This is a genomic window from Leptolyngbya sp. BL0902, assembly GCF_016403105.1.
GTDB lineage: Bacteria > Cyanobacteriota > Cyanobacteriia > Phormidesmidales > Phormidesmidaceae > Nodosilinea.
On record NZ_CP046155.1, the window covers coordinates 560,729 to 574,254 of the forward strand.

At 58.3% G+C, this 13,526-nt stretch carries 12 protein-coding genes; 4 read left to right on the forward strand and 8 right to left on the reverse strand.

Going from position 1 to position 13,526, the window contains the following annotated elements:
• Window positions 1-178 precede the first annotated feature (178 nt).
• The 7 genes from GFS31_RS02585 to GFS31_RS02615 form a co-directional block, all read right to left on the reverse strand.
• A complete protein-coding gene (locus tag GFS31_RS02585) occupies window positions 179-2,260 on the reverse strand; it encodes a cation:proton antiporter (RefSeq protein ID WP_263974887.1) in 2,082 nt (693 codons plus the stop codon).
• A gap of 307 nt (window positions 2,261-2,567) precedes the next feature.
• On the reverse strand, window positions 2,568-3,557 hold the full coding sequence (locus GFS31_RS02590; RefSeq protein ID WP_198806735.1) for a CHAD domain-containing protein: 990 nt from the start codon (window positions 3,555-3,557) through the stop codon (window positions 2,568-2,570).
• 131 nt (window positions 3,558-3,688) lie between these two features.
• Window positions 3,689-4,045, reverse strand: a complete 357-nt coding sequence (locus GFS31_RS02595) for a (2Fe-2S) ferredoxin domain-containing protein (protein WP_225907541.1) — start codon at window positions 4,043-4,045, stop codon at window positions 3,689-3,691.
• 38 nt (window positions 4,046-4,083) lie between these two features.
• The gene (locus GFS31_RS02600; RefSeq protein WP_198806736.1) at window positions 4,084-4,845 is read right to left on the reverse strand and encodes a hypothetical protein; all 762 of its coding nucleotides are present in this window, start codon (window positions 4,843-4,845) and stop codon (window positions 4,084-4,086) included.
• Between the two features lie 35 nt (window positions 4,846-4,880).
• Entirely contained in the window at window positions 4,881-7,541 is a 2,661-nt protein-coding gene (locus GFS31_RS02605) for a TIGR03960 family B12-binding radical SAM protein (protein WP_198806737.1), read from the reverse strand.
• Between the two features lie 197 nt (window positions 7,542-7,738).
• Window positions 7,739-8,047 carry an STAS domain-containing protein gene (locus GFS31_RS02610; protein ID WP_198806738.1) on the reverse strand — a complete coding sequence of 103 codons (309 nt, stop codon included), beginning with the start codon at window positions 8,045-8,047 and terminating at the stop codon, window positions 7,739-7,741.
• Between the two features lie 681 nt (window positions 8,048-8,728).
• Entirely contained in the window at window positions 8,729-9,145 is a 417-nt protein-coding gene (locus tag GFS31_RS02615) for a hypothetical protein (RefSeq protein ID WP_198806739.1), read from the reverse strand.
• A 373-nt stretch (window positions 9,146-9,518) separates the two neighbouring features.
• Here GFS31_RS02615 and clpS point away from each other — a divergent pair, with 373 nt between their 5' ends.
• From clpS to uraD, 3 genes are read left to right on the forward strand one after another with little or no spacing between them, the layout of a single operon-like run.
• Complete coding sequence (gene clpS, locus GFS31_RS02620) at window positions 9,519-9,806, forward strand: ATP-dependent Clp protease adapter ClpS (protein ID WP_198806740.1); 288 nt, start codon at window positions 9,519-9,521, stop codon at window positions 9,804-9,806.
• A 5-nt stretch (window positions 9,807-9,811) separates the two neighbouring features.
• Entirely contained in the window at window positions 9,812-10,696 is an 885-nt protein-coding gene (locus GFS31_RS02625) for a CPBP family intramembrane glutamic endopeptidase (RefSeq protein ID WP_198806741.1), read from the forward strand.
• A 48-nt stretch (window positions 10,697-10,744) separates the two neighbouring features.
• Entirely contained in the window at window positions 10,745-11,245 is a 501-nt protein-coding gene (uraD, locus tag GFS31_RS02630; RefSeq protein WP_198806742.1) for a 2-oxo-4-hydroxy-4-carboxy-5-ureidoimidazoline decarboxylase, read from the forward strand.
• A 62-nt stretch (window positions 11,246-11,307) separates the two neighbouring features.
• Here the strand turns inward: uraD and GFS31_RS02635 are convergent, their stop codons facing one another.
• Window positions 11,308-12,699, reverse strand: a complete 1,392-nt coding sequence (locus tag GFS31_RS02635; RefSeq protein ID WP_198806743.1) for an aldehyde dehydrogenase — start codon at window positions 12,697-12,699, stop codon at window positions 11,308-11,310.
• 264 nt (window positions 12,700-12,963) lie between these two features.
• On the opposite strand from GFS31_RS02635, the gene GFS31_RS02640 reads away from it, so the two are divergent.
• The gene (locus GFS31_RS02640) at window positions 12,964-13,389 is read left to right on the forward strand and encodes a DUF1499 domain-containing protein (RefSeq protein WP_198806744.1); all 426 of its coding nucleotides are present in this window, start codon (window positions 12,964-12,966) and stop codon (window positions 13,387-13,389) included.
• Window positions 13,390-13,526: the final 137 nt, after the last annotated feature.

Genomic DNA, 13,526 nt, shown 5'->3' on the forward strand with positions numbered 1-13,526 from the left:
GTCGTAGGAAACCGTAGAAGGACAGGAAGAAAGCCGATTCCAGCCTAGCAGGCCCGTTTGGGAATATCACGCTGAAAGATCACGTCTGGGTTCCCCGTGGATGGTCGCCGCCCCAGCCACCGCCCCTGGTGGTAGGCGCTTCGGCGGCTGGGCTGGATGGGTGCGACAGGGCCGCTGATTAGGGAAAATTGACCACCATAATATTGGTGTCCCAGTTGGCCTGACTAACCGCTTCGGGTTCGCGGCCCATGGCGGGTTGCCCAACGTTGTAGGTGCTGGCAATCAAAATTAGGAGGGTATTGGGCTGAACCACATCGGAAATGCGGCGCACGGTATTGCCCTGAACTGGCTCTACCGCAACCTCCTGGTTTTTTAAAAACTGGGTCAGCTCACGATCTCGGTTTGACCCAATCGTGATCTGGAGCACTTTGAGGGAGGCTTTCAACTCCTCAGCGATGGCCTGGGCCACTTGCAGAGTAACTTTGATCTGGCCTAGGTTTTCCTGCTGTCCGGTAATGGCTAACAGAACTTCCTCGGTATTTTCAATGGGTTGAGGAAAACGACTGATGAGGACTGGAATTTGCGCTAGGCGAACGATATTATCCAGCACGCTGCCAAAGAAGTTTTCTTGATAGTTGGAATAGCCCTTCCAGCCACAGATGAGTAAGTCTGCATCGCGCTCTTGGCTGGTTCTCAAAATGCCCCAGTCTACCGAGTCATCAATGCGGCCAATGGACTCCACCGGAATAGCGGCGGCGTGGGCAATGGTTTCTGCCGTTTCTAACAGCCGCCGCTGCTGGGTTTTGGCCGCATCAGTAATGGGTTGATTGCGGTCAGGCAGCACATGTAAGGGCAGCAATGTTCCCTTCACCCGCTTGGTCAAAATAATGGCTAGTTGCAGCAGGTTATCCTCGGTGCTGGGGTTGGCAACAGGTATCAGAATCCGTTTTCCAAGGGTAATCTCTGAGGCTTCACCGATTTTTGGGGTAGTCGATTGATCAGACTGGGATGGATTGCCTAATTGAGTGCCCCACCGTGCGACCACCCAGGGCGACAACACACAACTCACCAGAATCATCACAACGATGGCGTTGACCACTACCTCATCGACCAGACCAATATTAAACGCAATAGTAATAGCCGCCAAGGTGGACGCGGCCTGGGCCATGGAGAGCCCAAACATCACCATGGTGCTAGGAAAACGCCAGCCAAACCAGCGAGCAGATACCCAAGCCGCCAAAAATTTGCTGACTAATTCTGTTAGGACAATAATTGTGACCAGTAGCAGCGATTCGGGCTGGCGAATCAGAATAAAAGGATCCACCAGCATTCCCACAGAAATGAGGAAGATCGGGACGAATAAGGTGTTGCCAATAAACTGCACCCGATTCATCAGTGGACTGAGTCGCGGAATGATTTGGGTAATCGCAACTCCAGCCAAAAAAGCTCCGACAATCGGCTCAATTTCAATCAGGCTCGCCAGATAGGAGGCTACAAAGAGCGCTGCTAAAACAAAGGTGAACTCTGCTCCTTCATCATGGCCAAATTTCTTGAAGAACCAGCGCCCTAATTTGGGCACTCCCCAGAGGACGGCAACGGTATAGATGGTCAAGGCTGGAATCAAAAATAGCCAAAATCCTAGGGTTAAATCGCCCTCATCTGCCTTGATCACCACCGCTAACACCAATAGGGCTAGGATGTTGGTAATGAGAGTTGCGCCTAGGGTGGCGGTGGTAGAGGGATGGCGCATAATGCCTAGCTTGTTGAGCACAGGCAGGGCTACCAGGGTGTGGGAAGCAAAGCAGGAGGCGACCAATACTGCTGCCCAAAAGCCATAGCCTAGGACTAGCGTCACAATAGTGCCCAGCACCATCGGCACGGTAAAGGTAGCAAAGCCAAAAATAATGGGTTTGTCAGCATCATTTTTGAGGTCGTCGAGGCTGGTTTCTAAGCCACCCAAAAACATCAGAAACAGCAGCCCTACTGTGCCCAGCAGAATGATGGTATCGTCCCGTTCTAGGATGCCGAGCCCGTGGGGGCCAATGACCACCCCAGCCAAAATTAGGCCGATGATGCCCGGTAGTTTTAGCCGTTCTACAATCAGCGGCGCAACCAGCATCACCGCTAGGATTGTCAAAAAGACGGCTACGGGGTCAGTCACGGGTTCTGCAAACAACTGGGCTAGGACAGAGGCCCCCAACCCTAGGGGCTCTGCCCAGCCCATTTCCAGGGGAGTTACTCCCGACACCATTGCACCCATGTCTTGTTCTCCCTTGGCCTAGCGATGCTTCAGCCTAGCAATGTTTTCACCATTTCCCATGGCTCCTATCAATCTACCTGGGGAAACCACGTTTGGGAAATCTACCTTGAGACGCAGCCTACGGAGGGCACGCTTGGCCAGCGTCCTGCCGATTGGGGCTAGAACACGGGGTTAGGACACGGAGTTAGGACATGAATTTGGGTGGTTATCAAAGGATGGGAACTGGCAGTCAGATCTATACCTAAGCGCCCAGTCCAAGGATTGTGATAAGGATGGTGAGCCCAGAACGAGCCGATGCATCTTGCGTTTACCTCACGGGGAGAGCTGCTGGGGCGACGGCCCGGGGCTGGCGGCCTGGTTGCAGCAGAGTGAGGCGCAAGTCTTGACGAACGACGGCATCGAGGTAGTGCTTTTGATCGATTTGCCACTGTTGCCAAGACTGATGGCGGCTTTGGGCCAGAAGATTCCTCAGAGTAGGCATTGGGTGGCTGGCCTCAGCATGGGCTTGGGCAATGAATTGCGCTAGCACTGCGCTATCCTGGAGAGCCCCCAGGGTATCCTGCATAGTGCTGAAGCGTTCTAGGTCAGCCTCCAGGAGATCCCCATAAAGAGGGGCCACCACCCGCAGTTGGTAGCGCACCCGCTTGATTTGCTTCCGCAGACTGTGGAGGAGATAGCCCTGTTCCGCAATTAAGCTATCGGCGGCTGCAAGGCTGAGGTGGGTCTGGATCGTAGGGCGGTGGGCCACCACTTGGGCTCCCACCCACCAGCCGGGATGGAGCCACAGATCACCCATGAGCGGCAGCACCACATCGGGCACCACCGCTGCCGCCGAGCACTGCCCCAGGGGGCGGTAGGTGGGCGTCTGTACCCAGGCTCGGAGGGCCTGCGTTATGGTGCGATAGGATTTACCCGTCAGGAGTTGCTTCACGTCCCTATAGGCACGCTGACGAGCCTGGGCCAAATGATCGATCACCGCGAGTAGGGCAACCTGTTCCCCCTTAGGTAGGCGGGGAAGATACTGGTTCCGCAGCGTGTCACCAATGACATCTAGGTCTCGCAGTTGCCCCAGCCGCCGCCCAATCTTGGCAACCTTGGGCTCTCTTGCTGCCTTCGGTAGATCAATACCCGCTTCAAACACCTGGAGGGCAGTGCGTAGTCGCCGAAGCCCGACCCGCATTTGGTGTAGGTCTTCGGGGTCGGTGTCTGCTAGCACCGCTGCTTCATAGCCTGTGGCCTGCTTCAAATACTTGGCAATGGCACCCTGCGCCAGCGCCCCAAAGGTTGGGCTGATCATTTTCCCTCCCTGAGCAACCTCTTTGATCTTAGCCCTGGCCCCTGGGCGCAGGGGTAAACCCTGGTGTTTTGTAACCTTTGTTGCCGTGGCTAGGCCGAGATCAGCGCCACCATTAGCTTCCCCAACGATGACTAGTCCTCTGGGGGCGGATGAAAGCGGGAATGGAGGTGATCGGTCACGGGCTGCCCTTGGCCCAGGTGCTGACTCACAATGGTGTCTACATCCCCAGGGCGCAACCGACAATACCAGGTATCGTCGGGCAAAATATGGACAGTTGGCCCTGAGCTGCACTGCCCCATACAGCCGCTAGCCGTCACCAGAATGTGAGCCGAGCGGTGGGCCTGAAATGCCGCCAGTACCGCCGCCCCCTGGTGGCGCAGGCAGGTGCGATGTTGGCAAACCTGCACGAGCCAACGCTGGGGCCGATGGGTTGGCCCTAGCGCTGGAGAGGGAGGGTCGCTAGGTGAGGGGACGTCGGACACGGGCATCGCGTACAGGACAGGATTAGGTGCAGGCAACGGATGGCCTAGGGTGCGGTGGATACCTCCGCCGCCACCGGAATAGCAGCCTGGGGCGTCGATGGATCGGCAGGTTGGTCAGCGATGGGGCTCGATGGCTGAGACTGCATCGCCTGCTGAAGTTGAACAATGCGAAGGGTCTCTACAGTGACCAGGCACTGGGGCGTCGGCGCGGCCTGATGGGTATCACAGGCGTAGAGGCCGATCATGCGGGCAGAGTAGCCATTGTTTTGAAAAAACCGTAGATGGTAGCCAAATTCCTGGGCTGCATTACCAAACTGGGTGAGCACACCGTAGCGCTGGGGCATAGACAAAGCCCGCCAAAACTGGCTATTGATCATCACATCCACCACCCGTACATCAGAGTTGTGGATGGTGTAGGACACCCAAGCATCCACCAAGCGATGGCGTCCGAGCTGCGGCGGAAGCGAGTCCCTGGTCCACCAAAGGCTAGGCAGGGTCATGGTTTCCGCCGAGGGAGAGGTATGATCCAGGCGCGATCCGGGCTCAATTTGTTCTGTAAACCGCTCACTTTCAGATCGGCTGTTGGTGGGCATGGTCAGGATTTGACACACATCCTGGGCAAAACTGGTAGACAGGGTAGGCAGCGCCCCCGACAAGGCCGCATGACTACCAGGATCGAGGCTGCACAGATCGTTAGCCCAAGCCGCTTCAGGGGCGAGGGCGAGGCCACTCAACCCTGCCAGGACGATTCCCAGACTCCACCGTCCCCAGCGCTTTGGCCCCCTAGGATGGGGTGACACTGGCACAACTGGACTCGTAGGGTTCATGGTAGCCTCTTGCCCTAGGGCGTTGATCCATCCGCTAAATAAAGGTGAGAACGGTGCTTGTGGCGAAGCTGTAAAGAATGCCCAGCAGCCTGTTCCACCATCCAGAGGACTTGCTCTGGACGCAGTAAGTTCCCATCGTTGCGGCAACTGCCCACCACGCGGATGAGGGCTTCACCAGGTTCCACTTTCAATTCTGGCACTGCGGATAGGGCACTGTCATCGGTAGCGAGGCTCAAGTCATAGAGCTGTTCCCGCAGGTTCACTTGCTGGATTTTGCCGGATTTCGTAGTTTTCTCCCACAGAATTTCCGTCTGGCCAAGCACCTGATTCACCCACGCTTGCCAGTCGGGCTCGGTGTCGGCGGGATTTTCTAGGCCCACCCGCAGGTAGTATTCCGCCTGCTCCAGCAATTTGGTGGCGGCAGGGCTGTCGATGGGCACTTCTTCCACGCCATAAAGGGGAATTTCCAGCGGCAGCTGCTCGGTGAGGCGCTGCAAAAATTCCTGGGGATCCATGGGGGCTTTCAGTTCAAAGTCCACCACTTCGCCGCTGCTGGTGGCTCCCAAGGGTAGGGCATTGGCGGGGGAAAGCCTTGGGCCGGGGTGGAATCCGCCCGTGAAGGAAATCGGCAAGCTGGCCCGTCGCAGGGCTCGATCAAACAGGCGCACTAGGTCTAAATGGCCCATCAGCGCCATGGTACCGAGTTTGCCCAGGGTGACTCGTAGCCGTTGCACCCGCTCCGAATCCGGCTTGCCATGACCCACAAAGGCAGGAATCGGCGGCGGCGGTACGACAACGTTATGGCCAAAGTCTGGCCCACACACCCCGCAATGGGAGCAACCCTCGAAGGAACAATCCGGCACGGTGGCGGCTTCTAGGGCGCGGAGCAAGTCTTGCTTCAGCCATTCTTTGTCGATGCCCGTATCCAAATGATCCCAGGGCAAAGCAGCGTCCAAATTGGCGTGGGGAGTCTCACCCTCCGCCGCCATCACGTTCCATTCGCCCTGGGCAATTTGGCGATATTTCCAGGTCAGGCCCGCTTCCTCGATGGCCTGCGCCCAGGCGTTGAAGGCGTTGTCCAGGCTTTCCCACCAGGAATCCATGCCCGCCCCCAGTTCCCAGGCGCGGCGCACCACGGCAGAGAGGGAGCGGTCGCCCCGGCCCACAAAGTCTTCCATCGCTGAGATCCGCACGTCGGTAAAGTTCACCTTGGCCCAGCGCATGGTGTGGAACTCGGCCCGCAGTAGCCCTTGCTTGCGCTTAAATTCTTCTGTGGAAACCGTGTGCCACTGGAAGGGCGTGTGGGGTTTGGGGGTGAAGTTGGAGATGGTGATATTAAAGGACAGCGGCTTGCGACCCTTGATGTAGCAGGTTTGCCGCAGCCAGCGCACCGTTTCGGCAATGCCAATCACGTCGGCGTCGGTTTCGCCGGGAAGGCCGATCATGAAGTAGAGCTTCACCTTGTCCCAACCCTGTTCGTGGGCGGTTTTGACCCCCTGGAGCAGTTCTTCGTTGGTCAGCCCCTTGTTGATGATGTCTCGCATCCGCTGGGTGCCCGCTTCGGGGGCAAAAGTTAGCCCCGTCAGGCGCGTACCACCGACGATGTTGGCGATGTTTTCGTCAAAGCGATCCACCCGCTGGCTGGGCAGGGAGAGGGAAATGTTCTCATCCTTGAGGCGGTTTTTCACCTCCACCCCCACCGCTGGCAGGGCGAGGTAGTCCGAGCAGCTTAGGGACAGCAGGGAAAACTCGTTGTAGCCCGTCTTCCGCATCCCGGTTTCGATGGCGTCGATCACCGCCTCCGGCTCCACATCCCGCGCCGGACGGGTGAGCATCCCCGGCTGGCAGAACCGACAGCCCCGCGTGCAACCGCGCCGAATTTCGATGGTCAGACGGTCGTGGACGGTTTCCACGTAGGGCACCAACCCCATGGCGTAGGCCGGAATCGGGGTAGCCACCCGCCGCAGAATTCGCTTCGGCACATCGGGCCGATTGGGATGCACCGAGCCATCTTCGGCCATGTTATAGAACCGAGGCACATAGACCCCCGGCACCTGGGCTAGATCTAGGAGTAAGTCCTCCCGACTGAGGCCCGCCGCCTTGCCTTCTTCGATCACCAGGCCAATTTCTGGCAGCAGTTCTTCACCATCCCCCAGGGCCACAAAGTCAAAGAAATCGGCGTAGGGTTCCGGGTTGGAAGTTGCCGTTTGCCCCCCCGCAAAAATCAGCGGCCAGGAGCCGTCCTCGGTGTTAAACGCTCCCGCACTGTCCCGCTCTCGCCAAGTCAGGGGAACACCCGCCAGGGACAGCATTTCGAGAATATTCGTCGCCCCCAGCTCGTAGCTGAGGCTGAAGCCCAGAATGTCAAAATCCGTCAGGTTGCGCCGAGATTCCACCGCAAACAGGGGCGTTTCGGTTTCTTTCAGCTTCGCGGCCAAATCCGCAGCGGGCAGGTAGGCGCGGTCACACAGTTGCCGGGGCTGGGTATTGAGAATGCTGTAAAGGATAATGTGCCCCAGGTTGGAGGCACCGACCTCGTAAATTTCGGGATAGGTCAGCACCCAGCGCACCGCCGCCTGATCCCAGGGTTTATGCACCGCCCCCAGTTCGTTGCCCAAGTAGCGAGCGGGTTTGTTAATGTCCGGGGTAAGCAGGGTATCAACGGCAACGGGCACAGCGGGCACTCCAGATTGCGGCACAGTAAGACTTTCTTACTATAGCGGGGTGCTCCCCTCCTTTGGCGACCCCGTTGTCATCTCTTTCGTTGCATCTTTCCTCGCAAAAAGCCCCTGTCGCGGTCTTGGCCATGGCAGGGACTGGGGACGAAACGGGAGACTAAAGAAAGGAATGGCGGTGGGCCACTGGCTGAATCCTAGGCCGCTAGCAGGGTGTCGTGGGAGGCATCTTCGAGCATTTCAAAGGCCCGATCCAGCTGGGTGAGTTCAAAAATGATGCGAATGGTGGGAGGCACCGAGCAAAGGCAAAAGCGCTTGCTGCGCTCACGGGCCTGCTTGAGGGCAGACACCAGGGAAATGAGACCAGCGCTGTCGAGGGATTCGACCCGGCTCATATCTACTACTAGCCCAGCGGATTTGTCGCACTGGATCCGCTCCACCAAGCTGCGGTGAAAGTCGTGGGCGTTAGAGGCGTTGAGGGATCCGTGGGCTTGCACAACTGCCATGGTGTTCGTCATCGTTTGCATACCCGATATACTCCTGGTTTCTCTTGCGTGGCTCTAAACAAAGGTGAAGATTGATGTCGCTATCTACGAAAGTTAGCGCTATGGCCTAAATACGCCAACACTTCATCGCCCAATGGGCCATATCTTGACGTTTCGTTCATGGCTGACAGGGGCGATGTTCCCCGTATTTTCACTGAGCATAACGATATTTCTCCATGGCTTCTGTGACTTAAGTCACTCTATTCAATTTTCTTTACAGGGAATCACTATCTCCATAACGCGCCCTTTAGGGGCGACCTGACTTACTTATCCACAGCGCCACGGCATGACTCCTGGATAAGTTCAGGTAATTAATCATACCTTTGCAAAAAGATGAAGAAATCTGCCGGAAGGTAGGGAATCCCAAGCCGGAAGCTCCGTAATTACCGTAGGTATCCCCCGACGTTTACCAATGACATAAGGTTCCGCCATACCGCTTTACCGTTCTACGACAGTCACCCTCAGATCCCCCAGCCTCCCCTGGGCTAGGCTTGGGGGCTCAAGGGTGCCTGCTATTGTTCAACACGATCCCTGACCATTCTATAAAGTTTATAAAGCTTCACCTGAAATTTACAAAAAGGCTCAGATCGTAAAACTACTGAGTTCAAATCCCTTGTGCCTCAGTCCCTCTGGCAGCGCCTCTTAGGCAGGGGGAGGAGAGACCGCCCTTGTGCCCCACAGGCGGCGGATGAACTGGGACACGACAGCCCCTTGATCGCGACGAACAGCGCCAGCGGTGGGGGGAGAGATCGTCGTCAGCAGGGCTAGGAAGTCGGTATCGAGGGCCGGGGTAAACTGCGCTAGGGGCCAGATCAAATCTGGAACTGCTGGCGCGTCGTGCCCAGCCCCCTGTTCCCAGCCTAGGGCCGAAGCTGCTGCTAGGGGCAGGGTTTCCTTCGGGGTGGACAGCACCAGGGGCCTCACCCAGGCGAGTTGCCGATCCGTCAAAACCTCAATGACCTCGGTGTAAAGCCGACTTTGGTCGCAGGTTAGGTAGACAATTTGATGCGGCTGAAAGGGCTGATCTGGGGATGATTGGGAATGCTCGTTTTTGATCATGGCGATTGGATACGGACATCCTGGAACAAAGCTGCGAAGGGCGCGTGGAGCCGATACCTTGCTAAGGTTTGGGATCACCCTTAAGGGAATCCTTGTACCTTGAAACCTAGCCGATCAAGGTATTGCGGTCATAGATCGGGAAACCGTGGAACCAACAATGGGTGGAGGAGGGGGTGGGCAGAGCCGTAACTTGGCCGGGGGAAAGATGCCAAACCCAAGGTAACGTTTTATGATGATGGAGCATCGCCCAACATAGTCAAAGGGTTCACTGGCCTCAGTCTGCCACGGCAGGCTATAGGAGAGCGATGCTGGGCTAGATCCTATCGCCAGAACCCGCAGAGCAACGCTAGTCCTGGGAGCATGAGGTGTCGCTGTGTCGGTTGAAACGATTGAAAAGAAGTCAACCTCAACCATTCGTAAGCCCGCCCCCCGCTATCGGGTGCTGCTTCACAATGACGAGTTCAACTCCATGGAGTACGTGGTGGAGTCGTTGCTGAAGGTGGTGCCTAGCCTCACCATGCCCCAGGCTGTCGATATTATGATGCAGGCCCACACGGCGGGGGTGGCCTTGGTCATTACCTGCGCCCTCGAACACGCCGAATTTTACAGCGAGAGCCTACGGGGCCTCGGTTTGACCAGCACCATCGAGCCGGACGAATAGGCCCGATGAAAAACGGGAAATGGCTCCAGCGGTTGCCGTGGAAGGTGGCCCAGTGGCCCGCCTGGGCTAGGGTAATCACCTTTTTAGGCGTGGCGGTGGCTCTCTGGTTTCCGGTGGCTTGGCCGTTCTACCGCCTCTCTGGCCAAGGGCGGCTTCCCGGTGGTGATCTGGTGCCCACGGCCATGCTGTACCTGGTATTTTTGGCCCTTCTGCCCCAGTGGCAGCGGCGGGTACATGGTTTGCGGCAACCCTGGCGATCTGTCGGCTTCACCGGAGTCTGGCGGCTGGGGCGGGGCTTTGGCATCGGCCTGGGGCTGGGGATTATCAGCATTGTGGCCCTGGGGGTAATTCAGTGGGGCGCAGGCTGGGCCACTCTCAACGCTGAGGCCATAGCAACAAATCCCTGGAGCAGCATTCTATTAGGCGCTGCCCTCACGGCCTTGGCGGTGGGCTGGGCCGAGGAAATTCTCTTCCGGGGCTGGCTGCTGGGGGAATTAGAACGGGGGTTGTCTGCGAGGGTGGCGCTGATTGCCAATAGCCTGATCTTCGCGGTGGCCCACTTTATCAAGCCCCCAGCAGTGATGCTACAAATGCTGCCCCAGTTCTTCGGGCTTTTTTTGCTGGGCATGGTTCTGGTGTGGGCGCGGCGGGTGGCCTTGGTGCCCATCCCCCGCGAGGATAGCCTGGGGCCAGCGGTGGGGTTGCACAGCGGCCTGGTGGGGATGTATTACGTGTTCAACGTCGGCCATTTGTTACAGCCTACGGGTCGTGTTCCAGCCTGGGTGACAGGTTTAGATGGCAACCCCCTGGCTGGACTCCTAGGCATTACCCTGCTAACGGCCCTGGGGCTGGGGTTTTGCCGCTGGGTTGCCCAGTCTCAGGCGACCTAGCCGCGCTGATCTAGACCGCTTCTCCCCTCACCTCCTACCCATGACGCTATGCCCTACCCCCTCGCCCAACTCAACCAAATGACCGAGGCCGAGTTTGTCCAAGCTATCGGCCCCACCTTTGAAGACACTCCCCAGATTGCCGCCCAGGTGTGGCCCCAGCGCCCCTTTGCCTCGGTGGCCGATTTACACAGCAGGATGGTGGCCCTCGTGCGGGCTATGGCTGAGGCCGATCAGTTGGCCCTCATCCAAGCTCACCCCGACCTAGGCACCCGTGTGGCCATGGCGGAGGCCTCGGTGGCCGAACAGAGTCAGGCAGGGCTGACCCAGCTTTCGGCGGCAGAATACGAGCAGTTTCAATCACTGAACCAGCGCTACAAGGAACGCTTCGGCTTTCCCTTCATCCTGGCGGTGGCAGGGCACACCAAGGCCTCGATTCTGGAAAACTTCACCCAGCGCCTCACCAACGACCTTGCTACCGAAAAAGCCACGGCCCTCCGCCAGATCGAAACCATTGCTCACCTGCGCCTGTCGAGCTGGATCCAGGACTAGGCCCAGGCTGGGAGGGCGGTCGGCTAGGGCAGGCTGGTACTTGTCCTAGGGGCGCGGCGGGGTTAAGACAAGCCAATGAACCGCTTGAACAGTTGCACCTTGCCCTCGTAGGGCGGATAGCGCCAGTCTAAATCCATCCAGAAGGGCTTTTTCAGGACGCTTTTGAGGTGGGAGAAGGTGTTGAAGCTGTGGGGGCCGTGGTAGCTGCCGAGGCCGCTGCTGCCCACGCCGCCAAAGGGCAAATCCCACACGGCCACCTGCAAAATCACGTCGTTGATGCAGAGGGATCCGGCGGTGGTGTGGTGCAGCACTTGGTCTTGGGTGGCTTTGTCCTTAGAGAAGAGGTAGAGAGCCAGGGGTTTGGGGCGCTGGTTGATGGCGGTGAGGGCTTCCTCTAGGGTGCGATAGGTGAGGATGGGCAGGATGGGGCCAAAGATCTCCTCCTGCATGATGGGGTCGTCCCAGGTGATGCCGTCGATGAGGGTGGGGGCAATGAAGCGATCCGGGCGGCTGTGGTCGCCTCCAATCAGGATGTTGCCGCGATCCAGCAGGCTCACCAGGCGATCAAACTGCCGCTCGTTGACCACACGGGAGAAGTCGGGGCTGTGGGCCGGGTTGTCGCCATAGCAGGCTTGGATGCGCTGTTGGAGGGCTTCCACTAGGGCGGGCTTGATGCTTTCGTGGACGAGCAGGTAGTCGGGGGCGATGCAGGTTTGGCCCGCGTTCAAAAACTTGCCCCAGACAATGCGGCGGGCCGTCACCGCTAGATCAATGTCGGGGGTGACGATGCAAGGGCTTTTGCCGCCCAACTCTAGGGTGACGGGCGTGAGGTGCTGGGCTGCCGCCTGCATCACCACCTTACCAACGCGCTCGCCCCCGGTGAAGAACACATGGTCAAACCGCTCCGCCAGCAGCGCCTGGGCCGTTTCTACACCGCCTTCGATCAGGGCTACATGGGCGGGGTCAAAGATTTCAGCCACCAGCTTAGCGAGCACTTGGGAGGTGGCGGGGGCCAGTTCCGACGGCTTCAGAATGGCGCAGTTGCCCGCCGCAATCGCGCCCGCCAAGGGGGAAATCATGAGCTGGAAGGGATAGTTCCAGGGGCCGATAATCAGCGCCACCCCCAGGGGTTCTGGCTGGATCCAGGCTGACCCTGGTTTTTGGTTGAGGGGCAGCGACACCTTGCGAGGCCGCATCCAAGCCCGCAGGTGCTTAATGACGTAGTCGAGTTCGCTAATGGCCCCCACCTCAAAATAGCCCTCAAAGGCCGGACGCCCTAGGTCTGCCGTGGCTGCGGCCACAATTTTATCCTGGTAGCGCACAATGCCGTCCCGCAGTTTTTTGAGGTGGGCGAGCCGAAAGTCAGCCCCACGGGTGGCTCCGGTGGCAAAGAAGGTGCGCTGCCGTTGCAGCACATCGGCGATGGAGGAAGCGGCGGTTAGAGTCGTAGTCATGGGGTATTTAAGCGCGAATGAGGAACCGAATCAGCCGTAGGACAGGGCAACCCTGGGAATATCTTTTGCTATCTTACAGAGGGTAAAGTTTTCTTGCAGAACCCACCGCCCTTGCCCAGTCATCTTGTTTCCCTTCCAGAGTTTGCCCCACTACAACAGCCCATGCCCATGCCCTTTTTGCACCGTCTAAGCGCTCTTTTTCTAGCGCTGTGTCTTGTTTTGACCGCCGCTGTTCCCCCTGTTCTTGCCGCCCCCACCAGTCCTATGCCCCTAGCTGCTTTGCCGTTCTTGGGTTCGCTGTTTGCGGGTCAGCGCCCTAGTAATTTGGGCGTGAAAAATGGCCAGCTTGCCCCCTGCCCCAGTTCGCCCAACTGCGTGGTGAGCCAGGGCAACCCCGATGCCGACCACGCCATTGCCCCCATTGCCTACAGCGGCGATACGGCCAGCGCCCTGAGTCGGCTGGAAGCGGTGATTACGGCCATGCCCCGCACCGCCATTATCGAAAAAAGCGACACCTACCTCTATGCCGAATTCACCAGTCGGCTGATGGGCTATGTGGACGATGTAGAGTTCTACGCCGACCCGGATGCTGCCGTGATTCATGTGCGGTCAGCCTCTCGCCTGGGCGAGTCGGACTTGGGAGTAAACCGCAAGCGCATCGAGGCTATTCGGGCGGCCCTGGCTGGATAGCGATGGCCACCGTTGATTAAAATAGTGGGGCATTCCCTAGGCGGAAATTGGCTCAGACTTCCACGCCATCCCTAACCGCGACCTGCCAAGGTGGGGCACTCTTAGGGGGAGGCGACAGGGCGCACTACAGCTTCCAT

Excerpts from the sequence above, each read along its gene's own strand:
- GFS31_RS02585 (WP_263974887.1), bottom strand. The coding sequence starts at position 2,260 with ATGGGTGCAATGGTGTCGGGAGTAACTCCCCTGGAAATGGGCTGGGCA.
- GFS31_RS02590 (WP_198806735.1), bottom strand. The coding sequence starts at position 3,557 with ATGATCAGCCCAACCTTTGGGGCGCTGGCGCAGGGTGCCATTGCCAAG.
- GFS31_RS02595 (WP_225907541.1), bottom strand. The coding sequence starts at position 4,045 with ATGCCCGTGTCCGACGTCCCCTCACCTAGCGACCCTCCCTCTCCAGCG.
- GFS31_RS02610 (WP_198806738.1), bottom strand. The coding sequence starts at position 8,047 with ATGGCAGTTGTGCAAGCCCACGGATCCCTCAACGCCTCTAACGCCCAC.
- GFS31_RS02615 (WP_198806739.1), bottom strand. The coding sequence starts at position 9,145 with ATGATCAAAAACGAGCATTCCCAATCATCCCCAGATCAGCCCTTTCAG.
- GFS31_RS02625 (WP_198806741.1), top strand. The coding sequence starts at position 9,812 with ATGAAAAACGGGAAATGGCTCCAGCGGTTGCCGTGGAAGGTGGCCCAG.
- uraD (WP_198806742.1), top strand. The coding sequence starts at position 10,745 with ATGCCCTACCCCCTCGCCCAACTCAACCAAATGACCGAGGCCGAGTTT.
- GFS31_RS02635 (WP_198806743.1), bottom strand. The coding sequence starts at position 12,699 with ATGACTACGACTCTAACCGCCGCTTCCTCCATCGCCGATGTGCTGCAA.
- GFS31_RS02640 (WP_198806744.1), top strand. The coding sequence starts at position 12,964 with ATGCCCCTAGCTGCTTTGCCGTTCTTGGGTTCGCTGTTTGCGGGTCAG.